Origin of the sequence: Plesiocystis pacifica SIR-1 (assembly GCF_000170895.1) — a bacterium.
In the GTDB taxonomy this organism is placed as follows: Bacteria; Myxococcota_A; Polyangia; order Nannocystales; family Nannocystaceae; genus Plesiocystis; species Plesiocystis pacifica.
Window position 1 is genome coordinate 1 of record NZ_ABCS01000038.1, and the last position, 24,684, is coordinate 24,684.

The 24,684-nt window shown below is 70.0% G+C and carries 18 protein-coding genes; 6 read left to right on the forward strand and 12 right to left on the reverse strand.

Going from position 1 to position 24,684, the window contains the following annotated elements:
- Nucleotides 1-356: 356 nt before the first annotated feature.
- Nucleotides 357-1,334: a homocysteine S-methyltransferase gene (mmuM, locus tag PPSIR1_RS19760; protein WP_006972898.1), complete on the reverse strand. Its 978-nt coding sequence runs from the start codon at nucleotides 1,332-1,334 to the stop codon at nucleotides 357-359.
- Nucleotides 1,331-2,164 (reverse strand): dienelactone hydrolase family protein, encoded by an 834-nt coding sequence (locus PPSIR1_RS19765; protein ID WP_006972899.1) that lies wholly within the window; start codon nucleotides 2,162-2,164, stop codon nucleotides 1,331-1,333. Before PPSIR1_RS19765 ends, mmuM begins: the two co-directional genes overlap by 4 nt.
- A gap of 26 nt (nucleotides 2,165-2,190) precedes the next feature.
- Here PPSIR1_RS19765 and PPSIR1_RS19770 point away from each other — a divergent pair, with 26 nt between their 5' ends.
- From PPSIR1_RS19770 to PPSIR1_RS19780, 3 genes are all read left to right on the forward strand, one after another.
- Nucleotides 2,191-3,384, forward strand: coding sequence for an NAD(P)-dependent oxidoreductase (locus PPSIR1_RS19770; RefSeq protein ID WP_006972900.1), 1,194 nt, complete (start codon nucleotides 2,191-2,193; stop codon nucleotides 3,382-3,384).
- A 108-nt stretch (nucleotides 3,385-3,492) separates the two neighbouring features.
- Entirely contained in the window at nucleotides 3,493-5,163 is a 1,671-nt protein-coding gene (locus PPSIR1_RS43245) for a hypothetical protein (RefSeq protein WP_006972901.1), read from the forward strand.
- Between the two features lie 26 nt (nucleotides 5,164-5,189).
- On the forward strand, nucleotides 5,190-6,812 hold the full coding sequence (locus tag PPSIR1_RS19780; RefSeq protein WP_006972902.1) for a vWA domain-containing protein: 1,623 nt from the start codon (nucleotides 5,190-5,192) through the stop codon (nucleotides 6,810-6,812).
- A gap of 508 nt (nucleotides 6,813-7,320) precedes the next feature.
- Here the strand turns inward: PPSIR1_RS19780 and PPSIR1_RS19785 are convergent.
- The 5 genes from PPSIR1_RS19785 to PPSIR1_RS19805 all read right to left on the reverse strand — a co-directional run bounded on the left by PPSIR1_RS19785 (nucleotide 7,321) and on the right by PPSIR1_RS19805 (nucleotide 13,692).
- The gene (locus PPSIR1_RS19785; RefSeq protein WP_006972903.1) at nucleotides 7,321-7,536 is read right to left on the reverse strand and encodes a hypothetical protein; all 216 of its coding nucleotides are present in this window, start codon (nucleotides 7,534-7,536) and stop codon (nucleotides 7,321-7,323) included.
- Entirely contained in the window at nucleotides 7,530-8,645 is a 1,116-nt protein-coding gene (locus tag PPSIR1_RS19790; protein ID WP_006972904.1) for an NAD(P)/FAD-dependent oxidoreductase, read from the reverse strand. Before PPSIR1_RS19790 ends, PPSIR1_RS19785 begins: the two co-directional genes overlap by 7 nt.
- A gap of 124 nt (nucleotides 8,646-8,769) precedes the next feature.
- Nucleotides 8,770-10,416 carry a hypothetical protein gene (locus PPSIR1_RS50240; protein ID WP_045116367.1) on the reverse strand — a complete coding sequence of 549 codons (1,647 nt, stop codon included), beginning with the start codon at nucleotides 10,414-10,416 and terminating at the stop codon, nucleotides 8,770-8,772.
- Nucleotides 10,400-12,952 (reverse strand): VWA domain-containing protein, encoded by a 2,553-nt coding sequence (locus PPSIR1_RS50245; protein ID WP_006972906.1) that lies wholly within the window; start codon nucleotides 12,950-12,952, stop codon nucleotides 10,400-10,402. Before PPSIR1_RS50245 ends, PPSIR1_RS50240 begins: the two co-directional genes overlap by 17 nt.
- Before the next feature lie 11 nt (nucleotides 12,953-12,963).
- The gene (locus PPSIR1_RS19805) at nucleotides 12,964-13,692 is read right to left on the reverse strand and encodes a hypothetical protein (RefSeq protein ID WP_232296513.1); all 729 of its coding nucleotides are present in this window, start codon (nucleotides 13,690-13,692) and stop codon (nucleotides 12,964-12,966) included.
- A gap of 833 nt (nucleotides 13,693-14,525) precedes the next feature.
- On the opposite strand from PPSIR1_RS19805, the gene PPSIR1_RS43250 reads away from it, so the two are divergent.
- A complete protein-coding gene (locus tag PPSIR1_RS43250; protein WP_006972908.1) occupies nucleotides 14,526-15,128 on the forward strand; it encodes a c-type cytochrome in 603 nt (200 codons plus the stop codon).
- A gap of 156 nt (nucleotides 15,129-15,284) precedes the next feature.
- Here the strand turns inward: PPSIR1_RS43250 and PPSIR1_RS19815 are convergent, their stop codons facing one another.
- Nucleotides 15,285-16,412 carry a hypothetical protein gene (locus tag PPSIR1_RS19815; protein ID WP_006972909.1) on the reverse strand — a complete coding sequence of 376 codons (1,128 nt, stop codon included), beginning with the start codon at nucleotides 16,410-16,412 and terminating at the stop codon, nucleotides 15,285-15,287.
- 135 nt (nucleotides 16,413-16,547) lie between these two features.
- Entirely contained in the window at nucleotides 16,548-17,966 is a 1,419-nt protein-coding gene (locus PPSIR1_RS19820; RefSeq protein ID WP_157595737.1) for an esterase/lipase family protein, read from the reverse strand.
- Between the two features lie 55 nt (nucleotides 17,967-18,021).
- Between PPSIR1_RS19820 and PPSIR1_RS43255 the strand changes: the two genes are divergently transcribed.
- Nucleotides 18,022-18,492 (forward strand): GNAT family N-acetyltransferase, encoded by a 471-nt coding sequence (locus PPSIR1_RS43255; protein WP_006972911.1) that lies wholly within the window; start codon nucleotides 18,022-18,024, stop codon nucleotides 18,490-18,492.
- Between the two features lie 91 nt (nucleotides 18,493-18,583).
- A complete protein-coding gene (locus PPSIR1_RS19830) occupies nucleotides 18,584-20,815 on the forward strand; it encodes a molybdopterin-containing oxidoreductase family protein (RefSeq protein ID WP_157595738.1) in 2,232 nt (743 codons plus the stop codon).
- A 21-nt stretch (nucleotides 20,816-20,836) separates the two neighbouring features.
- Here PPSIR1_RS19830 and PPSIR1_RS19835 read toward each other — a convergent pair whose 3' ends face one another.
- The 3 genes from PPSIR1_RS19835 to PPSIR1_RS19845 form a co-directional block, all read right to left on the reverse strand.
- On the reverse strand, nucleotides 20,837-22,009 hold the full coding sequence (locus tag PPSIR1_RS19835; protein WP_006972913.1) for a hypothetical protein: 1,173 nt from the start codon (nucleotides 22,007-22,009) through the stop codon (nucleotides 20,837-20,839).
- A gap of 153 nt (nucleotides 22,010-22,162) precedes the next feature.
- Nucleotides 22,163-22,858 carry a hypothetical protein gene (locus PPSIR1_RS19840; protein WP_006972914.1) on the reverse strand — a complete coding sequence of 232 codons (696 nt, stop codon included), beginning with the start codon at nucleotides 22,856-22,858 and terminating at the stop codon, nucleotides 22,163-22,165.
- Between the two features lie 86 nt (nucleotides 22,859-22,944).
- Nucleotides 22,945-24,534, reverse strand: coding sequence for a 3,4-dehydroadipyl-CoA semialdehyde dehydrogenase (locus tag PPSIR1_RS19845; protein WP_006972915.1), 1,590 nt, complete (start codon nucleotides 24,532-24,534; stop codon nucleotides 22,945-22,947).
- Between the last annotated feature and the right edge of the window lie 150 nt (nucleotides 24,535-24,684).

Genomic DNA, 24,684 nt, shown 5'->3' on the forward strand with positions numbered 1-24,684 from the left:
GTCGACGGAGGGGTCGGCTTCGGTGGGCGTTGGGGCGGCTCCTCGCGCTGGGGGATCCGACCCCCTTGCCCCTTTTGTGCCCGTCGTGGTGCGGAGGTTGTTGGCTCCGACTCGACGTGGGAGCGGGGGTCTTGGGGCTAATCGTTGGCGTCGAGGTCGGCGCGGATGCGGTCGGTCTCGGCTGCGCCGTACTCGCTCTCGATGACGAGTCGGTAGCCGCGCTCGTAGGTGTAGGCGTCCGGGCCTGGGGCGGATGAAGGGGGCGAGGGCGGCCATGGCTTGGCCGTAGTCGTCGAAGGGGTCGCGGTCGACGAGCAGTTGGCCGTCGCGTTTGACGGACAGGTAGTACATGGCGGTCAGGTGGCCGCGGCGATGCGCTCGCGCAGCTTCACGAGGGCCTGGATGTGGGCGTAGTTGGTTCGGCAGCAGCCGCCGATGAGGCGGGCGCCGAGCTCGAACCAGCGCTCGGCGAGGGCGGCGAATTTGTTCGGCTCGAGGGCGGCGCCGGACCAGCCGCGATCGATCCAGCGCTCGCCGGAGTTGGGGTAGGCGACGAGGGGGCGATCGGTGCAGGCGGCGAGGACCTCGAGGGCGGGGGCGACCTCGCGGGGGCCGACGCAGTTGACCCCGAGGGCGGCGACCTTGGGGTGGTCGGTGAGGGGGGCGAGGGCCTTGGTCAGCGGGGTGCCGTCGGCGAGGCGAACGCTGCGGTCGGGGCCGGGCGGACTCAGGGAGGCGGAGATCCAGGCGCGCGGGAGGGTGTCGCCCAATTCGGTGAGCAGCTCGGTGAGCAGCTCGGCGAGGGCGGCGAGCTCGACAGCGTCGGGGAAGGTCTCGAAGGCGATGAGGTCGGGCCCGGCGGCGGCGAGCTCGAGCAGGCGAGGGCGGTGAAAGTCGGCGAGGGCCTCGACGCTCAGGCCGTAGCCGCCGCGGTACTCGGAGCCGTCGGCCAGGTAGGCGCCGTAGCTGCCGACAGACGCCGCGATGAGGGGCCGGGGAGCGTTCGCTTCGTCGGCGGCGGCTCGGGTCAAGGTCACGCTCTCGCGCAGCAGCGCCTTCGCCCGTGCCTCGCTCAGGCCCTTGGCTCGAAGCCCGGGGAGGCTGGCCTGATAGCTGGCTGTCGCGAGGATGTCGGCCCCAGCGTCGCGCCAGCGCCGGTGCACCGTCCGCAAGGCCTCCGGGTCATCGAGGAGCAGCCGGGCCGACCACAGCGGGTCGTCGAGGTCGCAGCCGCACGCTTCGAGCGAGGTCGCCAGCCCGCCGTCGAGGACGGCGAAGGGTTCACGCGCGAGCAGCCTGTCGAGTGCATCCATGCCGTCGGCTTCGGCGCTCACGCGCGGGCCTGCTTTGCCGGGCGCAGCTTGGCCTCGAACAGCTCGAGCACCCGGTCGAGGGCGCGCCGGGTGGGGTGGCCGTCCTCGTCGACGAGGTGCTCGGTCAGCACGCTGTGGGCCGAGAGCGGGTTGCCGTGGGGGTTGCCGCGGCTCGAGTCGATCTCGATGCCTTCGAAGTGCGGCCCCAGGCTCTCGCGCAAGCTGGCGAAGCGCCGCGCCGGGCACATGAAGTCGTGGGTGAAGCGCAGGCCGAGGACGGTCAGGTCCTCCTCGCGGCAGCGTGCGGCGACGCGCTCGAGCTCGCCGGGGTCGAGGTGCACGGCGCCCGCGTGGGCCGGGGTCACGGCGAAGGGCAGGGAGGGCTGGGACAGCACCGGGGCCTGCATGCAGGGGTCGAGGGCCATGGCCAGGGCGAAGTTGCCGGTCAGGCACATGCCGACCGCGCCCACGCCCGGGTCGTCGGGGCGCTCGGCGTGCATGGCCCGGGCGAGGGCGCGCAGCCACTCGGTCACCCGCGAGCGCTGGCCCCGGGACAGCACGGTGAACTCCCGCGCGACGCAGGCCTTGGCGATGATCTGGCCCATGTAGAGGGGGCTGGGGGGGCGCCCGGGCTCGCCGAAGAGATCGGGCAGCCAGACCCGAAAGCCCCGCTCGACCACGCGATCGGCGAACGCGACGACCTTGGGGGTGATGCCGGGGACCTCGGCCATGACGATCACCCCGGGGCCTTCGCCGCGGGTGTAGACGGTGCGCGTCTCGCCGGCGAACTGAAAGGGGCGCTGGCCATACTCGGCCAGCGCGGCGGGGTCGCGGGGCAGGGGGGTCGCCATGGACGGCGCGAGTGTACCCTCGGGCCGTGGCGAAGCCCCCGATCGTCGTCGACGACGCCGTCCCCCTCGCCGGGGAGGTGTTCACAAAGCTCGGGGAGGTCCACGCCTTGCCCTCGGGGGCCATCGACGCGGCCACGCTCGCCCGGATCGGCGCGCGAGCCCTGGTCGTGCGCAGCGTGACGACCGTCGACGCCGCCCTGCTCGACGCCTGCCCCGAGCTCGAGTTCGTCGGCACGGCGACGGCGGGCCTCGACCACCTCGACCTCGAGGCCCTCGCCGCGCGCGAGGTGGCGGTCGCGGACGCGGCCGGGTGCAACAGCCTGGCCGTCGCCCAGTGGGTCGCGGCGGCCTTGCTGACCACGCGGCCGCGCTGGCCCGAGGCGCTGCGCGAGGCCGGGGACGCGCCGACGGTCGGGGTCGTCGGCCACGGCCACGTGGGCTCGAAGGTCGCCCGAACGCTGCGCGCCCTCGGCTTCCCCGTGCTGGTCAGCGACCCCTTCGCGCCGCCCTCGGATCCGGCGGTCGCCGTCGACTTCGAGACCCTGTGGCGGCGCAGCGCCATCGTCAGCTTCCACGTCCCGCTGACCCGCGGCGGGCTGCACCCGACCGCGGCCATGCTCGCGCCCGTGGGCGAGGGCGGACCGCCGCTCGCGGGCCCCAAGCTCGTCGTCAACACCAGCCGCGGGCCCGTCGTACGCGACGCGGCCCTCGACCGACCGGACGTGCGCGCGGCGATCCTCGACGTGTGGGAGGGCGAGCCCGAGCCCGCCGCCGCGCGCCTCCGGGACCCCAAGGTGCTGCTCGCCTCGCCCCACGTCGCCGGCTACAGCCTCGACGCGAAGATCGACGCCAGCTTGGCCGTCGCGCGGCAGCTCGCCGCCCGCTGGGGGGCCGAGCGCGGGGCCTTCGAGCGCGGGCGTTGGCTCGGTCCGGCGGGCGTGGTCGAGGGGGGGACGAGCGCCGAGATCCTGAGGGCCGTCGTCGCCCTCGAAGCCGACGATCGCAGCGTCCGCGCGCTGGCCGAGCTCGAAACTGGCGGGGCAGGCGCGAGTCCACGGGCGAGGGCTTTCGAGGCGCTTCGGCGGGGCTACGCGCTGCGCCGGGAGTTCGGCGCCTGGGAGGCCGTGGGCGGCGATTCGCGCCTGGACACCCTGGGCTTTGGGCGAGCCAAAAAGGGCGCAGACCGCACGGGACCAAGCGAGCCGAAAACGGCGTTTTGACGCGCCTTTGGGCGAGCGGAGCTCGCGCCACGCGTCCAGGGAGGCCCGTGTGAGCCCCCTTGTCGCCAATGTGAACCGTTCGGTGCCCGCTCGGTACGATAAGCGCGGATGCCGGAGACCCCGAACATGGCCAACGACGACCGCTCGAATCTCCGCGCGCTCAGCCCCGAGCGCGCGCTCTTGACCCCCACCTGGGTCGCCTCGCTGGTTGTGCTCGTCGCCAACGACCACTGGCTCAAGGGCTCGGGCCTGCTGCCCGACGTCGCCACGGGCAAGCTCAGCGACTTCGCGGGCATGATCGTCGCGCCCGTGCTGCTCGCGGTGCTGCTGCGCGTGCGGACCCGTCGGGGCCTGCTCGCCTGCCACCTCGCCGTCGCCGGGGTGTTCTCCGCCATCCAGCTCTCGCCCGCCTTCGCCGGGCAGTGGTCCTCGCTGATGGCCGCCGTCGGTCACCCCTGGGCGATCACCTGCGACCCCACGGACCTGCTCGCGCTGCCCTTCCTGCTCCTGAGCTGGCGGCTGCTCGTGCCCGAGATGGAGGCCGAGCGCTCGCTCCTCGTCCCGCTGCAGCGCACGGCCATCGCGGCCCTGAGCGTGGTCGGGCTGTGGTCCACGGTTGCGACCTCGGAGATCGACGGGGGGATCGACGAGAGCAACGTGTGGTTCGAGGACGTGTTCGGGCGCGTCTACATCAACAACGCCAACGACTTCGACATCAGCTTGTTCATCCGGCCGCTGCGCGAGGACATCCACGTCGACTGCGACGACGTCGCCAGCGAGCCCGAGCGCCTGCTCGCCGACGCGGCCTTCGGCGAGGCCGAGCACTGGTCGCTGCCGCCGCGGACCAACGTCGCCATCGAGATGAACACCAGCCGCAAGTGCTCCGCGGCCCTGGTCGCCGGCGAGGGCATCCCGCCCCAGCTGATCTTCGTCGACAACGACGTCGTCGTGCAGCAGTCCTTCCCCGGTCAGACCCTCGACAGCGTCGACCTGCTCCCGCTCAACGGCATGGCCATCGAGTTCGGCGAGGGCGGCGGGACCTGGATCGGCGGCGAGACCTGGCGCTACACCCCGACCGACGCCGCCCCGGAGCAGCCGCAGAGCTGCGAGCCGATCGAGGGCGAGAGCCGCCTCGACTGGTCCGACGTCCCGGCCAACGGCCTCAACGCCCGCGTCGAGGGCCTCGACCTGGGCCCCGACGGCTGCTTCGAGTTCACCATGCAGCGCGTCGAGATCAGCGACGGCGTGGCGGTGGACATCGGCAACCTCGAGCCCTGGTACCTGTGCGCCCCGGAGGCGGCCGTGCCCTTCGCCGTCGGCGAGACCGTGCTCGTCGAGCGCTCCGCGGCCCTGGCCGACGCCGGGGTGGACGTGACCGAGCTCGACCCCGAGACCCTCGAGGTCGCCACCGACGAGCAGGGCCGAGCGCTCCGCATCGCCCGCTACATGCGCGGCGCCGCCGACCCGGGCGACATCGACACGGCCGTCGATCAGGTCCTCGTCGCCGTGCCCCGGGCGGGCTGCCCCTGGCTCGTGGCCGAGGCCTGCGCCACCGTCGAGCGCGGCGTGGACGTGGCCGTGCTCGGGGGCCAGAGCTTCTTCGTGCCCGGCGAGCCCGAGGTGTTCATGGACGAGGGCGACCCGCTCGCGGCCAAGGTCCGGACCGCGGTGCTGTCCTACGCCCGAGAGCGCGCCGTGCTCGACGGCAACTGCTCCCCGGGGTCGATGAGCCCGCCCTACGACATCGACCTGAGCGTCATCATCGAGCCCCTGAACTGAATCCAGCCGGACGCCTGAACCACCCCGTGCGCCGCCGCGACAACCTGCCCGTAGCCCCCATGGAGACCTTGACGATGAACCAGCCCAAGCAAGCCCGTCGCCCCCGCCTGGCCCTGTCGACCACCGCCCTCGCCGGTCTCCTGGCCCTGGCCGGGCCGAGCCTGGGCTGCGCCGACGCCGGCCTCGACAGCGCCGCGGGCTTCGGCGGCGGCGGCTCGGCCCTGGGCGGCGCCAACGCGGGCCAGGGCGGCGCCCAGGACTTCGGCCTGTTCCGCGAGATCCTGCTCGAGGGCGGCATCCCGGGGCCCGAGACCATCGACGACATGGGCTTCTTCGCCGAGCACCAGATCGAGCTGCCCGAGCCCACCTGCGGCGAGGACGTGTGCATCCACGGCAAGCTCGGCGTGATGGGCAACATGATCAACGGGGGCAACTGCACGGTCGTCGTCGTCGGCATGAACACGCCCATCGACCCCGCCGAGCTCGACCGCCCGCCGCTGAACCTGACCATCGCCGTGGACCTGAGCAAGTCCATGGAGGGCGAGCCCATCGATCGCGTGCGCCAGGGCCTGCTGCAGATGCGCGAGCAGCTCGAGCCCGAGGACCGCGTCACCCTGGTCGGCTTCGGCGACGAGGCCCAGGTCATCGTCGAGAACGCCGACAAGGACTCCGTCGAGCTGGCCACGGCCATCGCCGCCCTCGTCCCCTGGGGCTCCACCAACCTCTACGCCGGCCTGCGCACGGCCTTCGAGCAGACCGACCTCTACGCCCAGGAGGGCTGGCAAAACCGGGTCCTGCTCGTGTCCGACGGCGTGCCGACCACGGGCATCGTCAACTCCGACAAGATCGAGGGCCTGGCCGAGGCCTGGAGCGGCATGGGCTACGGGCTCACGACCGTCGGCATCGGCAACGACTTCGACATCGAGCTGATGCGCAACCTGTCCGAGCTCGGCAGCGGCAGCTTCTACTACGTCGAGGACCCCGACGCCGTCATCGAGGTGTTCTCCGAGGAGGTCCAGGCCTTCACCGTGCCCCTGGCGGAAGACGTCATCATCGACGCGACCGTGTTCGAGGGCTACGACCTGCGCGCCGTCTACGGCACCAAGCAGGTCGAGACCTGGGGCAACCAGGCGCTGATCGACATCCCGATCCTGCAGATCGCCCACCGCGAGGGCGCCAGCGACAACGAGAACGGCCGCCGCGGCGGCGGCGGGGCGATGATCTTCGAGCTGCTGCCCACCGGCGAGAGCCCCGGCGAGGTCGGCCGCCTCGAGTTCGAGTACACCGTCCCGGGCACCGAGGAGGTCGTCGAGCAGGTCGTCGAAATCTCCTCGCCCCTGGGCCCGTGGGAGCTGCCCGAGGACGGCTTCTTCGAGGCCGACGCCGTCGAGAAGAGCTTCGTCATGCTCAACATCTACGTGGGCTTCGAGATGGCCGCGAGCCGGGCCGCCGCGGGCGACTACGCGGGCGCGCTGACCGTGCTCGAGCCGCTGGTGCTGTCCGTCGAGGACTGGCTGAGCGCCAACGAGGACGAGGACATCGAGGACGACCTGTTCTACATCAACCTGTTCATCGACAACCTCGAGGCCCAGGGCGGGGCGACCAACTCGCCCAACCCCGTGCCTCCGGACCCTTGGCCGAACGACTAGTTCAAACGGCAGGACTCCCAAGGGGAGTCCTGTCGTTCGAGCTAGTCTCTAGGTTTGAGGAGAGCTTTCGCAGGCCCTCCCCCGTGCCGGCAAAGCCGTCCCGGGTCCCCCTCCCCGGCGGTCGGGCCGAGGCCCTCCTGGTCTCGTAGCAAGGAGCTTCGTTGGCGCGAGGGGCTTGTCTCTGGGCTTGATGGGGGGCCTTCGCAGAGCCCTCCCCCGTGCCGGCAAAGCCGTCCCGGGTCCCCCTCCCCGGCGGTCGGGCCGAGGCCCTCCTGGTCTCGTAGCAAGGAGCTTCGTTGGCGAGGGGCTTGTCTCTGGGCTTGATGGGGGGCCTTCGCAGAGCCCTCCCCCGTGCCGGCAAAGCCGTCCCGGGTCCCCCTCCCCGGCGGTCAGGCCGAGGCCCTCCTGGTCTCGTAGCAAGGAGCTTCGTTGGCGCGAGGGGGCTTGTCTCTGGGCTTGATGGAGGCCTTCGCAGAGCCCTCCTCCGTGCCGGCAAGTTGGAGCGCCCTCAGTCGGCTTCGACGCTGGCGATCGCGGCGACGTTGGCGACCAGCCAGGCGGACGCGGCGGCGAGCTGCAGCCAGTCTCCGGTTTCGCTGACGCCGTAGACGAACACGCTGACGATCCAGCACAAGCTGGCGACGGTCTGGCCGAGCCACTCGACGCGCAGGACTCGTTCGAGCCTGCGCGTGCGCTCGGCCCCGTTCTTTTCTGCTTTCAGCACAGGCACTCCTCCCCACAGATCGAAAGATCGTCGAGGTACATGCCCCACTTGCGGTAGAGCTCGAGTCCCGGCGCGGGCAAGCCCAGGGAGCTGGCGATGGCCTTGGCGACCACGGCGAAGCGCTGGCGGTACTTGTAGACGAAGCAAAAGATGATGCCGCCGTGGCGCACGGCGGGGCCGCACAGGAACAGCCCGGGCACGAGGGTCGACTCGTCGTTCTCGCTCAGCAGCGGGAAGCCGTCCTCGCGCGACTCGAACTGGTCGGCGACGAGCTCGTGGCTGCCCGTGAAGCCCGTGCCCAGGAGCGGCGCGACGGGGGTCTGGAACTGGCTGCCGTCGGCGGTGGTGACGGTGTAGCCGGAGTCGTCGTCGCCCTTGACCGAGGTGACCGGCATGTTCGGCAGCAGCGTCACGTGCTCGGTGAACCAGTCCTCGCGCATGCGCTCGATGGAGTAGGTCGAGAGCGCGATGCTGGGGTCGGAGGTGTCGCTCTCCCACGGGCAGCCCGAGTCGAACAGGCGCACCTTCTCGTTGCGGCTCGCCAGGTGGAAGGCCACGTCGACGCCGCTCTCGTAGCCGCCGATGACGATGAAGTCGTCGCCCGGGAGCGCATCGAAGCTGGGGATGGTCGCGGTGTGCCGGCACAGCTCGCTGCCCTCGAAGGCGCGCACGCGCGGGTACTGGTACTCGCCCGCGGCCCAGATCACGTGCTTGGCCCGGATCGTGTCCTCGTCGGTGTCGACGCGGAAGTCCTCGCCGATCTTGGTGACGCGCAGGACCCGGGTCTTGGTGCGCACGGGCAGCTGATTGAACTTGGCGACGGCGTTGAGGTAGATCGCGTACTCCTCGCCCGTGGGGTGCTCGGACTCGAGGATGAAGGCCGGGGAGGTCCCGAGCGCGACCGCGTTGAGGTCGAGCATGCCGATCGAGTGGGTCGGGAAGGAGGGCGTGATGAAGCAGGTCTCCGCCGGCCACAGGGCAAAGGAGGCGCCGATCATGTGGCGCTCGAGGATGATGAAGTTCTCGATGCCGGCGTGCTTGAGGGCCACCGCGACACCCACCCCCGCGGCTCCGCCACCGACGATCACGACGTCGTAGGAGTCGGTCATGCGGCGGTTTTTACATGCAAGCGGCTTGCATGTGCAACCCGCCTGGATGGCGCCGTGCCGGGGCGCAGGCCACGAAAAACGCCCCCGGCTTGGCCGGGGGCGCCCTCGCGGTTGCAGCGGAGGGCTAGAGCTGGAGCTCGAGGGGCGAGAAGCCGTCGAGCTCGGTCGAGCCGGTCCGGATGGTCTGCACGCCGCCGACCGAGGGCGGGTCGACGTTGGGGTCGCAGGGCGAGGTCGAGGGCGCGTTGAGCTTGGGCCCGCAGTTGTCCCCCTCGCACAGGACCTGCTCGACCACCGGGGACGAGAGCGCGGCCGAGGCCCCGAAGCCGTCGCCGTAGTCCGAGGGCAGGTTGTAGGCCGAGGTGAAGTCGAAGGCGTCGGTGCCCTCGACGACGAGGCGGAAGGTGACCTCGTAGGTGGCGCCCGGATCCGGGATCCACTCCTCGGTGTCGGCGTCGTACCAGCGCTCGTCGCAGTTGGCCTTGCCGGGCTCGTAGATGGTGTAGGTCACGTAGTAGACCTCCACGTCGAGCTGGTTCCCGCCGTCGAGCACACCGGTGACCCGAATCATCGGGGCGCGGAGCGGGCGGGCGGCCTTGGAGAAGTTGCGGGTCTCCGTCTCGACGTCGTCGTTGGGGAACACGATCGTCCGCGTGCGCTCAATCTGGCTGAGCGGCAGGCGCATGAAGGTGGGGTTGGTCCCCGGAGCGGTCGCGGGCGCGTTGGCCGGGATGCCGAAGCCCGCGGACGGGTCCGCGCGGTGGTCGTCCGCCAGCAGATAGAGGCTGCTGTGGAAGTCGTTGAGCGGGTCGCCGCCGTCGATGCTGTCGTCGTTGGGGCTGCCGCTGACGAGCGCGACGAGGAACTGGTCCCGGTCGCCCGTGGGCAGCGTGGTGCCCGGGTCGTCGACGTCGTCGATGCGGTTGTTGGCCGCGATCGCCGGGGCGAAGGTGAACACGTCGCCCTTGTTGCCGCTCGGGCCGATGGCGGCGATCGAGCAGTTGAACTCGTCCGTGCTCTGGCAGGCCGGGAAGCGGAAGGCCTCGGTGGCCACGGCGAAGCCGTCAGAGTTGAGCGGCCAGGCGCCGCCGCTGTCCGCCACGTGCGGGAAGCTGTCGACGTCGCTGGAGTCGGCCGCGATGTCCCAGCGGAACAGGCGCCCGGCCGGGTCGATCATGTAGGCCTCCTGCATCTCGCCCCAGTAGCGCGACAGGCAGTGCGAGCCGACGGCGATGTCGGTCACCGAGGTGATGTCGTCGAGGTCGTCGTAGGTGGTGTCCGAGGCCGGCAGCGGGAGCAGGGCCTTGGACACGTTGGTCTCGCCCGTGGCCGCGTCGACCATCCACATGGTCCGGCCGCGCTCGAGGTCGCCGGCGCCGTCGCGGTAGCCGCTGCCGAACACCAGGTAGGCCTTGGGCTCGACCGACATCTCGTCGTTGGGCACCGCGTAGGTCAGCGCCGGGCGGGACCAGGTCTCGCCGAGGGTGTCGGCGTAGTCCTGCTCGTTGCCGGTGGTGCTGGTGGTCCACACGATGTCGAAGGGATCGTCGGGGCGACCCATGTGCGACACGTCCATGGCGACGAGCTGGCTGCCGCCAGGCCCGAGGCCGAACACCGCGAGGTGCCGCCACTGGCTGGCGGACTCGTCGTAGATGATCGCGTTGTTGACCGTGGCCGCGAGCCCGAACACGTGCCCGTCGAGGTCCGTGGGCTGGCCGAAGTTGGTCGTCCCGTTGAGCGAGAGCACGCGGGCGTTATTCAGCAGCTCCATGGGCACGAAGCCGAAGATCTCGTTGCCGCTGTTGTAGTGGAAGGCGTGCAGGATGCCGAAAGTCGTCGCCGACGAGGACGGCCTCCGTGTACTCGTAGTAGTCGTTGCCGGCGTCGACGAGGTTCCAGGCCTGGGCGCTGAAGGCCTTGAGGCTGTCGGGAGCGTCGTCGCCCTGAACGTTGCGCCGCCCCGCGCAGTGCGGGTCCGCGATGCCCACGCTGGGCAGGAACTGGCTGTCGTGCTGCGCCACGCGGCGGATCAGCACCGGGGCCGAGTTGGCCAGGCCCGGGAGCTTCCAGTCGTTGGGCATGTCCTTGCCGTAGAGGAACTCGGCCATGGCCTGGATCTCGACGCTCTCGTTGCCGGGGGTGAGCGGCGGGTCGATCTTGCCCTGGCCGTTGAGGGTCGTGATCAGCGACTCGAACTCGGGCGTGACCGAGCCGGCGCTCATGATCTCGACCTTCTCGTTGGAGAAGCCGTGGGTGTAGAGGTTGCGGTTGCTCCACGTGGTCTGCTCGAGGCAGTCGCCCGCGTCCCACACGCGCCCCATGGCGCAGGGTCCGAAGGTCTCCTCCTCGAGGGTGTCCATGGGCAACAGCGCCACGTTCTCGCAGTACTCCGCGAGCTGGCCGGGGTTGTCCGGGTCCTCGTCGTCGCAGCCTTGGCGGGCGACGTGGCCGGCCCAGGTCGCGCTCTCCGTCCACGACTCGATGGTGGTCTGGGTCGCGGCGTTGGCCGAGTTGGGGTCGTTGGGGTCCGAGAGCTGGAAGTCGCTGGCGACCGTCGGCGCGCCGCCGGGCACGTCGGTCTCGAGCACCTTGGCGATGATCGACGACAGCACCGTCTCGAGCTCCTCGTGGTTCGAGGCCAGGTAGGCGCAGTCGTTGGCCGGGTCGGCCGGGTTGCGGCAGGTGTCCCAGTTGAAGGTGGCGTTGGTGCCGTTGCAGGGGTCGGTGATGCTGTCGGAGCCCGAGGCCGCGCAGGCCATGTGATGGACGCGCTCGAACTTGAGGGCGTCGGCGACCACGCCGTCGGCCAGCGCGACGAGGTAGGTCTTGACCCCGAAGATGTGGCGGACGGCGCTCATGCGATCGTAGAGCGCGGTGCCGCCCTGGCTCGTCCAGGTGTGCGGCTGACCGTCGGTCACGATGATCATGCTCAGCGGGGAGCACAGCGCGTTCTCGTCGTGCACGCGCATGAACGCGAGGTACGAGGAGATGGTCGGCTGCGAGAAGGCGGCGTTGCTCATCGTCGCCGCGGGCTTGGCCCCGGTGATCTTGCCCTCGGAGTCGAGGTAGACCATGTACTTGGGCACGCCGTAGGCGACCTTCATCGGGGTGCCGCCGGTCACGTCGACGCCGCCCATGAAGTTCTTGGCGACGGCGCCGTCGAGCATCATCTGGGCGTCCTCGATGCTCAGCGGGCCCTTGTCAGCCGGCGCGACGCCGGGGTCGGCGATGACCTCTTCGGAGTAGAAGGGGGCGTAGAGCGAGGTGCCCACCCACTGGTTGCGGCGGGTCACGCCGGTGCGGTGCTTGTCGTCGGTCTTCGTCGAGCAGTTCTCGTTGTCGTCGCACTCTTGGTGCGAGAAGTTGTCGAAGCTCTGGCCGAGGTAGAAGCTGTAGCCCGGGTTCCCGTCGACGTAGGGCCAGTAGTAGAAGTCCCGCCCGCACACGTCGGACTGCTTGTCGGGGTCGGTGTTGCCCCAGTCGCCGTAGGAGGCGAGCGCGATGGCCTCTTGGTTGGCGTCGCCGCAGTCGAGGTTGACGCGGCGGCCCAAAAAGCGCGGGAAGAACTGGACCTTGCGATCGTAGTTGGCGGCGTCGGTGTAGCCGCTGACGTTGGACTCGGTCACGTAGAGCGGCTGGTCGGGGAGCGCCGCGTTGCTGTTGTTGGGCATCGAGAAGGTGCCCAGGTCGTCGTGACGCAGGTAGGGGAAGGGCCGGTTGTCACCGCACAGCAGCCAAAAGCCCTGGGTCCCGAAGGCGTTGGTCGCGACCTTCCACTGCGTCGAGTAGGGCTGGTTGACGTTCTCGATCCAGGTGAAGCGCTTGGACTCGGTGGTGCCCAGGTCGACGCAGGGCTCGGGGACCTCGGCGGCGGAGCTCGGCGGCGCGGCGGTGCCGAAGGTCATCAGCGCGAACTCGGCCGAGCCCTCGTTGTCCGAGCTCAGCTTCTTGATGACGTTGCGCGCGGCGTGGATGCGGCTCTGCAAGAAGCCGGCGTTCTCGTCCTCGCAGTTGTCCCACCAGCACTTGGTGTCCGGGTAGGTCGCGCCGGGGATGTAGGTCTCGTCCATGGCCATCGAGCCCGAGTTGTCGAGCACGAAGAGCACGCGCGCGGGCACCTGGCCGTAGCTGGTGCCGTGGACGATGTAGAAGGGATCGAGGCGGGCCTCGGTCTGGCCCGGGCGGGCGAGCAGGCCGAGGGCGAGGAGCGCGAGGCCGAGCAGGCGCAGCGCCGCGGTCCGGGCCCGCGGGGAGAGCTGGGGGGCTCGCTTCGAGTTCGAGTTCGAATTAGGGGCTCGAGTGCTCATGGTCTTCGTCCTCACTGCAGGAAGTTCTCGACGCAGACGTCGGCCATCACGTTGTCGTTGTTGTGTCCGCCGCCGTAGCCGATGTCCGGCGTGGCCATGTTCCACGAGGACTTGTCGTCGGCGAGGGCGAGCACGAATTCTTGTTCGACGGCGATGGTCGAGTTGCCGACCGTGGCCATCGCCGTCAGCACCACCCGGTTGTCGCCGTCGATGATCCAGCTGCCGCTGCCCTCGGAGCTGTCGGCCATGGCGTCGGCGGAGTTGTTGCGCACCCACAGGCTGACCCGCGCGTGGGGGTCGGCGTTGTCGAGCAAGTTGCGCAGCGGGACGTTGGCCCAGTCGACGAGGTTGCCCTGGGCGTCGGGCAGGCGGAGGATGGCGCCCTGGCGCATGCACGGGCGCCCGGAGCAGTCGGACTTGCCCGTGACCCAGCGGTTCTTTTGCCCGGTCGCGGGCACGTTGGCGGCCCCGCCTCCGCCCGGGATGCAGTCCTCGAAGGCCGAGGCGCAGATCTCCGGGTCACCGGCCGGGTTGTGGCCGGCCAGGGCCTCGTCGACGACGGCCTGGAGCGAGCCGCCCTTGACGGCTTCGCGCAGCTGCGCGGCCCCGAGGTCGATGGTCGCTTGCGCGGACATCAGGGCCCGCTCGCGGGACACGACGGCGTTGGCTTGGCTCAGCTCTCGATTGGCCGAGCGAATCACGAGGATGCTGACGGTCAGCATGGAGACCGTCAACAACATCACGCTCACCATGGTCGCGCCGCGAGAGGCGCGACGCCGGGTGAGCTGCACACGAGGATCCAAGCGGGTCACGGTGATCCAATCCTAGCATGAAAAATCGCATCGATTCATAACACCCCAGCTCCTGGAGGTACGATGAGGTGGGAAGCTCAGAATCGCTGTGTGCGGCTCTCTTCCCCGTGGGAGTGGAATTTTTGCGCTTTGCCAGAGCACAACCAAACTAGTCAGATCGTCAATGTATACGAATGGCAGTGTCATCATTTTTGCGGACATGCGTCGTGGACCCCACCGCGGCACTGGGGGCGCGAAGGTCGGTCATCGAGTGCAATCTGGCCCAAAGACCAGTCTGGCTCGGTATTGGCCGAGGTTTGAGGCATTTTTGGACGGCCTCTCACTTGCTCACCCGCGATATGAAAAAAGTGCACAGCGGTGCGGAGAAGGTTCAGGACCTGCGTGCCGCGTCGTGAATCTTGGTTCATGGTCTGTCCGATTTCGCCCGCGCGAGTACAGTCAGAGTGCACGAGCGGTCGGGGTGAGCCCTGTTGCAGCGACGGGTGAGGGAAGCTCGATCACAACGTGAGGTCGGGCTCTGGATAGCTGTCGATCTCGACCGGCGCCCGGCACACCACGCTGAGGTGGGGGGCGCGGCGGGCTCGCTCGAGGGCTTGGGAACACCCTCGGCTCGGGCTTGGATCGGGCTCGGATCGCTTGGGGATCGCCCGCTGGATGGCTCGTGAGCTCGACATGGCGCTTGTCCCCAGGTCGGCTCCCGGCTTAGGCTCGGGCTCCCTCCGAGAGTCCTCATGTACCGACGCACGATTCGTTCCTTTTTGATGGGCGCTGCTGCTGCGACCCTTCTGCTGACCTCCACCGCTTGCGACAGCGGCTCTGGCGACGGCAAGGCTGACGCGGCCAAGGCCGACGACGGCAAGGCCGAGGGCGAGGCCAAAGCTGACGACGGCAAGGCCGAAGGGGAGGCTGCGGACACCACGGGCGCTCCGGCGGAGACCGGCGCCCCGGCGGAGACCGGCGGCGGCGACACGGCCGGCGAGACCGGCGGAGACACGGCCGGCGAGACCGGCGGAGAGACGGGCGGCGAGACCGGCGAGCCCACGGCGGCGGCCGGTGATGGTGGCGGCGACGACAAGCCCGAGCCCAAGAAAGAGGCGCCCAAGAAGGCCGAGGCGCCCAAGCTCGACGGCGGCCCGATCTTCCAAAAGAAGTGCAAGTCCTGCCACGGGACCGACGGCAAGGGCGACACCACCATCGGCAAGAAGGTCGGCATCCCCTCGCTCAGCAAGACCAAGCTGAGCCTCGCCAAGGTCACCAAGATCATCCAAAACGGCGTGCCCGACACCAAGATGAAGGGCTACAAGTCCAAGCTCAGCGCCGAAGAGCTCGAGGCCGTCGCCTACTACGTCAAGAAGAAGCTTTGAGCCTAGCCTAGCCTAGCTCTGGCCCAACAAAGCCCGCCCGACCCCTGGTCGCGGCGGGCTTCGTCGGTTCAGGCCCTGTGAACCCAAGCCAAAGCGGAGGAGCGGATAGCGACGAAGCGCCCCCGGTTCGAGGCGGCTGCGGGGGCAAAGCAGCGCTCAGACCTGCTTCTTGCGCACGGACCAGACGAAGCCGTCGTACCAAAAGTGCATCAGTGACACGAGCAAGGTGACGGCCCACAGGCCGTGGATGGAGGGGTCCATCCACTGCACGAAGGTCCCGTAGAGGAAGGGCACGGACACGAACAGGGCGAGCACGAGGTACTTGCCCAGGGGCGTGCCGGCGACACCCAGGCGCTCTTGCAGGTTCTTCTTCTCCATCGCCCACACCAGCCCGAAGTACTGCAGGGCGTGGAACACGTTCATGATGAAGAAGGCCTCGCCCCAGCTGTTGAAGCCCCAGGCGAACAGCGACACGGCCCCGGTGGTCACGTAGAGGAAGACCCGCTGCCAGGCGATGGCCATGCCCTCGCGGCGCAGCTGGAACTGGGCGTAGACGTAGTAGGCCAAAAAGCCCGCGCCGGCGGCGAGGATCGACCAGGTGAAGTAGCGCTGGTTGCCCTCCATCCACGCGGGGATCTTGGTGAAGAACATCAGCTCGACGGCGGCGAACTCTTCGAAGTCCTTGAAGTGGTCGAGCATCACCGCGCCGGCGACGATGGGCCCGGCGTAGAGCAGCTGGTTGAGGGCCCAGTCGAGGCGCCGGCTGGCCGCGCTGGCCTTCTCGATGGCGGCGAGCTTGGCCTCCCGGGCCTCGGCCTCGAGGCCCTCGAGCACCAGCGGCTGGGTCTTGGCGGCCCGGGAGTCGTAGATGCGCCCGAAGCCGAAGGTCTGCATGCCCGAGTGGTAGACGTCCCAGAAGGTGGCGACGACCGAGCAGGTGTAGAGCACGTAGTTGCTGGTCACCATGGCCACGTAGAGCAGGGCCGGGACCACCAAAAAGCGCAGCCGGTGGGTCTGGAAGATCGCCTTGTTGGCGTGGCTCCGGAAGAACACCAGGACCAGGTGGGCGTGGATGAAGATGCCCAGGAACAGGCTGCCCCAGGTCACCTCCCAGCCCCACCAGGCGAAGCTCTCGTTGGAGAAGGCCGTGTCCTTGAGCAGGTAGCCGAGGACCAGAGCGATCAGCGGCGGCCCCAGGAAGAACAGCCAGTCGTACCAGGGGCTGATGATGTAGCCCGTGGCCTTGGGGGCTCGGGGCGAAGGCGCTTTTGGCTGCTCGCTCATCGCGGGGGACACACTAGCAAGACCGGAACCAGGACCTGAACGGTCGAAGCGTGGGCGCGAGAATAGCGCCCGTCGTCGACGCCCCAACGCGCGAGCGCGCGGGACGGTGTGGGAGACGCCGAGGGCTCGGGGGGCTCAGTGCGCGCCGTCGACGAGCATCTCGGCGTTGTCGCGGAAGAACTGGATGTGGTCGTAATTGAGCCCCGTGACCCCCGCGATCTGGCCGATCTGATCGATGTGGTCGGCGGGCATCAGCCCGAGGTACTCGCCCCACTTCGCGCTCTCGGTCGGGACCAGGCCGTCGTTGTCGCCAGCGAGGGGCAAGATCAGCTCGTAGGGGATCAACAGCAGGGGGTCGAGGGTGTCCTGACAGCCGATGCCCGCCACGCAGGTCTCCCCGGCCCAGCTCCAGTATTGAACCTCGGGGTGGTCGAGGTAGGTGGGGTTGAACTCGTCGATCATGTGCGCCTCGCTGAGGGTGTCGAGGGAGGCGAGCACGTCGGACTGCTGGTCCATGGTCGCGCCGAGGAAGTTGAACAGCCAGGCGAGCACGACCTCGCTCGCGCCGGGCAGCAGGCCCAGGGCGATGTCGGGCACGGGGGTGCCGTAGTGGGGCGTGCCGATGGTGATCACCGAGCTGACCTGCGCGCCCATGCCCCCGCCGGCGTCGGCGGCCACGTAGCGCGAGTCGATGCCGCCTTGGCTGTGGCCGATGAGGTTGACCTTGCGCGCCCGGGCGGCGCCGAGGGTCGCGGTCACGAACTCGACGAGCTGCTCGCCGCGGACGTCCACGGAGTTGTAGGGGTCGAGGACGGCGATGGCCACGGGGTAGCCGAGGGCCTCGAGGTCCTCGCGGACGTTGTAGAAGTAGGTCAGCGGCCCGATGTTCTCGAAGCCGGTCCACCCGTGGACGAAGACCATGGGGAAGCGCGTGGTCACGAACTGGCACTGGTTGGTGCACGCGACCTCGATGTCGTAGCTCAGGCTCAGCTGGGGATCGGCGCCGGGGTTTTGGGCGCGCACGAGCACGGCGAACTCGCCCGAGCGCGGGGCCTCGAAGGCGAGCTCGCCGGTGTCGAGGACCGAGGCGGTGGCGAGGGCCTCGACGTAGTTCGGCGCGTCGGGGTAGGCCACGGCCAGGTCGACCCCGGCGCCCTCGTCGACGCCGGAGACGGTGATCGTGGTCTCGACCCCCGTCGCCGCGGACACCCACCACACGTGGTAGTCGCAGGCGCCCAGCTGGACGTCGGCGCGGGACTCCCCCTTGGCCAGGAACTCGCGCGCTTGCCAGGGCAGGGCGTTGGGGTCGCTCGGGTCGCAGGGGGTGCCGGTCTCCGAGCCGCGCTCTTCCCCCTCGCTCGAGCCGGTGCTGCCGTCGTTGTCGCCCGATTCGGAGCCCGACTCGCCGTCTTCTCCGGCGGACTCCTCTTCGGTCGGGGCCTCGGCTCCGATCTCGTCGTCGCGGGTGCCGCCGACGCTGTCGTCGGCGCAGGCCGGGGCCAGGGCGAGCGCGAGCAGGGAGCAGGCGGGGGCCAAGCGAGCAGTCCAGGTCATGGCCGCATTGTACGGCCAAGGTTGCGCGCTGCGGGACCCCACCTATGCTGCACGGGTGATTCGGGTCGCCACTGCCGAGGACGTCGACCTGCTCGTCGCGCTCAACGAGCACGTGCACGTCGTCCACGTCGAGGCCGAGCCGCAGCGCTATCGACGGACGCAGGCGCAGGAGCTGCGCCCGTGGTTTGCGGCCTCTGTCGAGGACTCGAGCTGCGTCTATTGGCTCGCCTTCGCCGAGGGCTCGGGCGCGCCCGTGGGATACCTGCGCGCGGTCGTCCGCGAGCTCCCGCCCAACCCCTTTGGCTTCGGGCGCAAGGAGCTCGAGGTCGATCAGCTGGCCGTGGCTCCGGCGGCGCGCGGCCAGGGCTGGGGCAGGGCGCTGATGGACGCGGCCGAGGTCTACGCGCGCGGCCAGGGCTGCGGCTCCGTGGTGCTCAGCGTGATGGCCTTCAATACCGGGGCTCGGGTCTTCTACGAGGCCCTCGGCTATGCGCCCCAGCTGACCCGCATGGCCAAGGCGCTCTGAGCGTTCCGCGGGTGGGCCATTCGATCGGCGTCACGCGGCGCCGCGCGTCTGGGAAGCCGCGCGCTCGCGCGTTGCTATATTGCGCGGCGACGTGACCACGCACCACACCTTTTGTCGCATCTGTGAGTCCCTGTGCGGGCTGGAGGTCGAGACCCGAGACGGCGCGATCACGGCGGTCCGGCCCGACCCCGCCCACGTCGCCACCGGCGGCTTCGCCTGCGTCAAGGGCCTCAAGCAGCACCGCCTCTACGCCTCCCCCGATCGCCTGATGCACCCGCTGCGGCGGACCGACGCTGGCGACTACGCGCGGGCGAGCTGGGACGAGGCGAACGCGTCGATCGGGGCCAAGGTCGCCCAGCTGCGCCGGGACCACGGCCCCAACAGCGTCGCCATGTACGTGGGCACGGCCGCGGGCTTCGGCGTGCTCCACCCGGTGTTCGCCCAGGGCTTCATGACGGCCGTGGGCTCCAAGAGCATGTACGCCTCGGCGACCCAAGACTGCGCCAACAAGTTCGCCGTCGCCGACCTCATCTACGGCTTTTGCTTCACCCAGCCCTTCCCCGACCTCGAGCACACCGAGTGCTTGATCGTCGTCGGGGCCAACCCGGCGGTCTCGAAGTGGAGCTTCTTGCAGGTCCCCAACCCGGTCAAGCGCCTGCGCGAGCTCGAGCGCCGGGGGACCAAGGTGGTGTTCGTCGATCCGCGGCGCACGGAGTCGGCCAAGGCCGCGGGCGAGCACCTGTTCATCCGCCCGAACACCGACCCCTTCTTCTACCTCGCCTTCTTGCGCGAGATCCTGGCCCGCGACCGGGCGGGGCAGGGGGTCATCGACCACGCCCGGCTGCGCCGCTACACCAAGAACTTCGACGCGCTGTGGGCCGTGGTCGAGCCGTGGACCCCCGAGCGCACCGCGACGGTCACCAAGATCCCGGCCGACGCGCTGCGCGGCCTCGTCGACGCGTACCTCGGCGCCGACGGAGCCGCGCTCTACAGCTCCACCGGGGTCAACATGGGCACCCACGGCTCCATCGGCTTTTGGCTGCAAGAGGTCATCAACGCGGTCTCGGGCAACCTCGATCGTCGCGGCGGGACGCTGGTCGGCGAGGGGGTCATCGACTTCCCCGCCTTCGGCTCCCAGCGCGGCCTGCTCAAGCGCCGCGATCGCTCCCGCGTCGGCGACTTCCCCTCGGTCAACGACACCTTCCCCGGGGGCGTGCTGGCCGACGAGATCCTCACCGAGGGCGAGGACCAGGTGCGCGCGCTGTTCGTCACGGGCGGCAACCCGCTGCTGACCATGGCCAACGCCGGGCGCCTGCGCGAGGCCTTCGGCGAGCTCGAGCTGCTGGTGTGCCTGGACATCTTCCAGGGCGAGACGGCCTCGCTGGCCCACTGGGTGCTGCCTTGCACCTCGCCGATGCAGCGCCCGGACCTGCCCTTCATCTTCCCGCTCATGCTCGGGCTGCAGTCCAAGCCCTACCTGCAGGCGACGCGCCCGGTGCTCCCGCCCGCGGGCGAGCAGCGCGACGAGGCGACGATCTATCTGGACCTGTGCCGCGCCGCGGGCCTGAACCTGTTCGACTCCGCCGTGGCCCAGCGCCTGCTCGAGTTCGGCAAGCGTCGCCACTCTCGCCGCCTGCCGCCGGGGGCCCAGCCGAGCGTGCCCCAGGAGTTCATGCTCGACGCGCTGCTGCGGATCACCGGCCAGGGGCGCTTTCGGGACCTGCTCGCCGAGCCCCACGGGCGCCGCCGCGGCGAGCATCGCCCGGCCAGCTTCCTCGGCGAGCGGGTGGTGACCGAGGACGGGCTCATGGATCTGGCGCCGCCGAGCCTGGTCGCCGAGGCGGCCAAGCTCGAGGCCCACTTCGAGCGCGAGCGCCGGGACGCCCACCGCCTCAAGCTGATCACCAAGCGGGCCATCACCACGCACAACTCGTGGACCCACAACCTCGACGACTTCGTGCGCGCGCGGACCAACCACCTCCACGTGCACCCCGAGGACGCCGCGCGCCTGGGCCTGGACGAGGGGGCCTACGCCGACGTCCAGACGGACACCGGGGCCGTGCGCGTGCCCGTGGCCTTCAACGCGGACCTGATGCCGGGGACCGTCGCGCTGCCCCACGGCTGGGGTCATCAGCACGCCCGCGGGCTCTCGGTTGCGGCCAAGACCGCCGGGGTTAACGTCAACCTGCTCGCCGCCGACGGCCCCGAGCGCCTCGAGCGGGTCTCGGGCATGGCCAACCTGACGGGCTTCGTCGTCGACGTGAAGCCTGCGGCGGGGCCCTTCGAGCCGACGAGCTGGTCTGGGATCGCGGCGGAGGGCTGAACGAGGGCGAGCGCGAGCGGCTCACTGCGGGCAGATGCCCTCGCAAAAGGGGCCGTTGAGGTTGTTGCAGCCCCCGATCATGCCCGGGACCGCGGCGGCCGCCCAGGCGTCGATCAACTCCTGCTCGAGCCAGTAGTTGTAGGCAATCTCCGCAGACCCGACGGCGATGTTGGCCGTGGGCAAGCCGTCCAAGCTCTCCAGCCCGCCCTGGCCCATGATGGTGAGCACCTCGACCGCTTCCAGCTGCTCGAGCCCGGTGAGCGTCGCCAGCTTGGCCTCGGGGTTGGGCGTGCATCCGTTGGACAGGGTGAGCTCGCCGACGTGGGTGAGGTTCTGGAGCCCCGTGAGGCTCTCGGTGTCGAGGCTCTCGTAGAGCATGAAGCGGTCCAGCTCGGTGAAGGCCTCGAGGCCCTGCAGGTGGGTGAGCTTCGGGTTGTCGGTCAAGGTCAGGTCCAGATCGGCCTGCTGCGCCAGGCAGCACGCCGCGACGTCTTCGAGGTCCTCGAGGTTGTCCGCCCCAGAGATGGTCAGGCGCCGCGGAGCCGGGCTCGCGGTTGTCAAGATCTCGAGCTCGGGGCGACCCCAGCCGCCGAAGCTGATCCAGTCGGCCGCACCCCCGGGCGGCATGGCCAGGCTCTCGAGGGCGTCGTTGTTCGAGCCGATGACCATCAGCCGGTAGATCTCGACGTCCTCCGGCAATCCCGAGAGGTCGACGAGGGCAGGCACGCCGCGCAGGCGCAGGTACTCGACCTCCTCGAGGGAGTCGAGGCCGGCGAGGCTGGTGAGGTTGGGGGTCTCGGTGAGCTCGAGCTCGACGGTGGTCTCGAGGGTCGAGAGGAAGCTGAGGTCCGTGAATTCGCCGGAGATGTAGATCCACTCCGCCTGGCGCAGGCACGCGAGGGTCGAGAGATCGGTGTCGTCGGTGATCTCGAGGAGATCGAAGATGCTCTGCGGGCAGTTGGGGTCCTCGGCCGTGGTGCTCTCGCTCTCGCTCTCGCCGTCGGTGGAGCTCTCGCCGTCGGTGGAGCTCTCGCCGTCGGTGGAGCTCTCGCCGGCGTCAGCGTCGGCAGAGTCTGTGTCGGATCCAATGTCCGAGCCCTGGGTGTCCGAGTCGCCTGCTTCGTCGTCGAGCTGCGCCCCGCCGGGCCCGCACGCCAGGGTGAGGCAGGCGAAGCTGAGGACGGCCCCGAGCATCGCCCGGTGACCGAGAAGGAGTGGCCGGGGAGAAGCCATGAGAGATCCTCGCACGGTCATCGTGAGTCGCGCCGATCGTGCATCCACACCCTCGCCATGGCCGCTGGGGATGGTTCCTTCACCGAAGATGGCGCGCGGAGTACCCGCGCCTCCTCAGCCGCCGCCGAAGGCCTCGCCCGCGTAGGCGACGAGGCCAAAGAAGAACTGGACGGGATCGACCCAGGCCGCGGCCATGAGGGCGTGCTGGCTGTCGGGGAGCCACAGGCGCTCGTGGGTCAGCGACAGGCCCAGGAAGCCGAGGCTGACGAGGCCGGTCTCGGGCGGGTCCGAGCGGGCGGACCAGCCCATGCCGAACTCGAGGCCGTGGCGGGCACCCAGGGCGGTCGTGTAGGCGTCGGCGCGGTTGCTGCTGCCCGCGACCACGCTCGCTCGGTAGCCGAGGAAGTAGCTGTCGCCGAAGATGAACCCAACGCTCGCCCCGAGCTCGGCGAGGTGGCGCCACGCGTTGGTGTTCGCGTCGGGGTGGTGGTCGTAGCGGTAGGCGAAGTGTGGGCGGAGGCCGAGGCCCTTGTAGGTGTCGGTCCAGTACCAGGCGCGGTCCCAGCCCAGGTCGATGCGCAGGGAGTACTGGAGCGGATCGGGGCCGGTCAGGGGGATGCGCGCGCCAGAGTCGAAGCGCATCGACAGGAACTGGGCGGTCTCGGGCGGCCAGCCCTCGACCTTGCCCGGGGCCTCTGCGTCGCCTTCAACCTCTGGGACCACCTCGGTCTCCACCGCGGGGGCCACCTCGGCCTCTGGAGGGCTGGCCCAGCACACCACGGCGATCAAACTCGGGAGGACCACGGCCACACCTCGGTTCTATCACCGGAAGCACGCAAAAAGGCGAGCTCGCGCCCGCCTTTCAACGACTCTTGGAGCTTGTCCGAGCCTGGACCCTACTTGCCGAGCAGGCGCGCGAGCTGGCTGGCGCCGCCCTGAACGGCGACGCGCTGCATGTAGAGGCTCATGCCGTGGACGCCACCGAGCTCGGCGCCCCCGCCCGCGCGACCGGGGCCGCCGTGGTTGGCGACCGGGAACACGCAGCCCGGGGCCATCGACGCGCCGGCGTGCTTCTCGTTGGCGACGACGATGCGCCCGAGGTAGGGCCCCATCTCGGCGACGGCCTGGGCCAGCCACTTGCGGTCGTCGGTGTAGACGGTGGTGACCAGGCTGCCGTTGCCCATGGCGATGAGCTTGGCGGCGGTGGCCAGCTCGCCGTCGTAGGGCAGCAGGGTCGAGACGGGGGCGAAGACCTCGTGCTGGTGGAAGGCGGCCTGGGGATCGGCGACCTTGTCGGGCTTGCCCAGGAGCACGATGGGCTCGAGGAAGTAGCCGGTGCCCGCCTCGACGCCGGCGAAGCCCTCGCTGCGCTCGGGGTTGCCGCGCAGGATCTCGGCGTCGGCGCTCAGGGTCTTCACGCCGGCGCGGGCGTCCTCGAGCTGGCGCTTGCTGGTCAGCGGGCCCATGCGGTTGGCCTTGTCGCTGGGGTCGCCGATCTTGATCTGGTCGAGGCGGTCGAACAGCGCCTCCTTGATGCTGTCGACGGCGCCCTCGGGCACGAACACGCGGCGGGTCGCGGTGCACTTTTGCCCGGCCTTTTGGGTCATCTCCACGGCCAGGTCGCGGATCACCAGGTCGAACAGCTCCGTGCCCTCCTCGACGTCGGGGCCGATGACCACGGAGTTGAGGCTGTCGGCCTCGAGGTTGACGCGCACGCCCCGGGCGATGACGTTGGCGTGGGTCTTGATCTGCAGGCCGACCGCCTGGGAGCCCGTGAACGCGACGACGTCCTGGGGCCCGAGGTGGTCGAGGAGGTCGCCGGCCGAGCCCATCAGCAGCTGGAAGGCGCCCTCGGGGACCAGGCCGGCGTCGACGAGGATCTGGACCATGCGGTGGGCGAGCCAGGCGGTGCTGGTCGCGGGCTTGCACAGCACCGGCATGCCCGCGAGCAGGGCCACGGCGGCCTTGCCCATCATGCCCCAGGCCGGGAAGTTGAACGCGTTGATGTGCACGGCGAGGCCGTGGCGGGGCAAGAGGATGTGCTCGGCGCGGATCTTGGAGCCGCGGTAGACCTCGACGGGCTCGTCCTCGATGAGCCAGGGCTTGTCGTTGCCCTTGGAGTCCTTGCCGAGCTCCTTGGCCAGGTAGGCGTAGTGGGACAGCACCGAGATGCCGCCGTCGATGTCGAACTTGGCGTCGCCGCGGGTGTTGCCGCCGTTTTGGATCGCGATGTCGATGAGCTCCTCGCGGGCCTCGTGGAGCGCCTTGGCCATGCCCTTGAGCATCGCGCCGCGCTCGGCGAAGCTCATCGCGCGCAGGGACTTGCCGCCGGTCTCGCGCCCGTAGGCCACGGCGTCGGCGAGGGAGCGGGTCACCGAGCGGATGGTCGCCACGGTCGCTTCGGTGGTCGGGTTGATGAGCGAGCGGGGGTCGCCCTCGCCGGCCTTCCAGGAGCCTTGGAGATAGCTGTCGAGCTGCACGGACATGGTCGGTGGCGACCCTAAGCCGCGGCCCCGCGGGCGGACAAGGGGGCGCCTCATGCCAGGCCGGACCAGGGAGGGCCGCGGGCGTGAGCAAGCGCCTGCGTGCTGGCTTTTGCACGGGGAGGGGAGTGCGCGTAGCTTGAGAGGCGGCAG

Coding starts and splice junctions, on each gene's coding strand:
- PPSIR1_RS50240 (WP_045116367.1), bottom strand. CDS start 10,416: ATGGAGCTGCTGAATAACGCCCGCGTGCTCTCGCTCAACGGGACGACC.
- PPSIR1_RS19835 (WP_006972913.1), bottom strand. CDS start 22,009: ATGCTCGGGGCCGTCCTCAGCTTCGCCTGCCTCACCCTGGCGTGCGGG.
- PPSIR1_RS43245 (WP_006972901.1), top strand. CDS start 3,493: ATGCCGGAGACCCCGAACATGGCCAACGACGACCGCTCGAATCTCCGC.
- PPSIR1_RS19805 (WP_232296513.1), bottom strand. CDS start 13,692: ATGTTGTTGACGGTCTCCATGCTGACCGTCAGCATCCTCGTGATTCGC.
- PPSIR1_RS19845 (WP_006972915.1), bottom strand. CDS start 24,534: ATGTCCGTGCAGCTCGACAGCTATCTCCAAGGCTCCTGGAAGGCCGGC.
- PPSIR1_RS19790 (WP_006972904.1), bottom strand. CDS start 8,645: ATGACCGACTCCTACGACGTCGTGATCGTCGGTGGCGGAGCCGCGGGG.
- PPSIR1_RS50245 (WP_006972906.1), bottom strand. CDS start 12,952: ATGAGCACTCGAGCCCCTAATTCGAACTCGAACTCGAAGCGAGCCCCC.
- PPSIR1_RS19765 (WP_006972899.1), bottom strand. CDS start 2,164: ATGGCGACCCCCCTGCCCCGCGACCCCGCCGCGCTGGCCGAGTATGGC.
- PPSIR1_RS43250 (WP_006972908.1), top strand. CDS start 14,526: ATGGGCGCTGCTGCTGCGACCCTTCTGCTGACCTCCACCGCTTGCGAC.
- PPSIR1_RS19820 (WP_157595737.1), bottom strand. CDS start 17,966: ATGACCTGGACTGCTCGCTTGGCCCCCGCCTGCTCCCTGCTCGCGCTC.
- PPSIR1_RS19815 (WP_006972909.1), bottom strand. CDS start 16,412: ATGAGCGAGCAGCCAAAAGCGCCTTCGCCCCGAGCCCCCAAGGCCACG.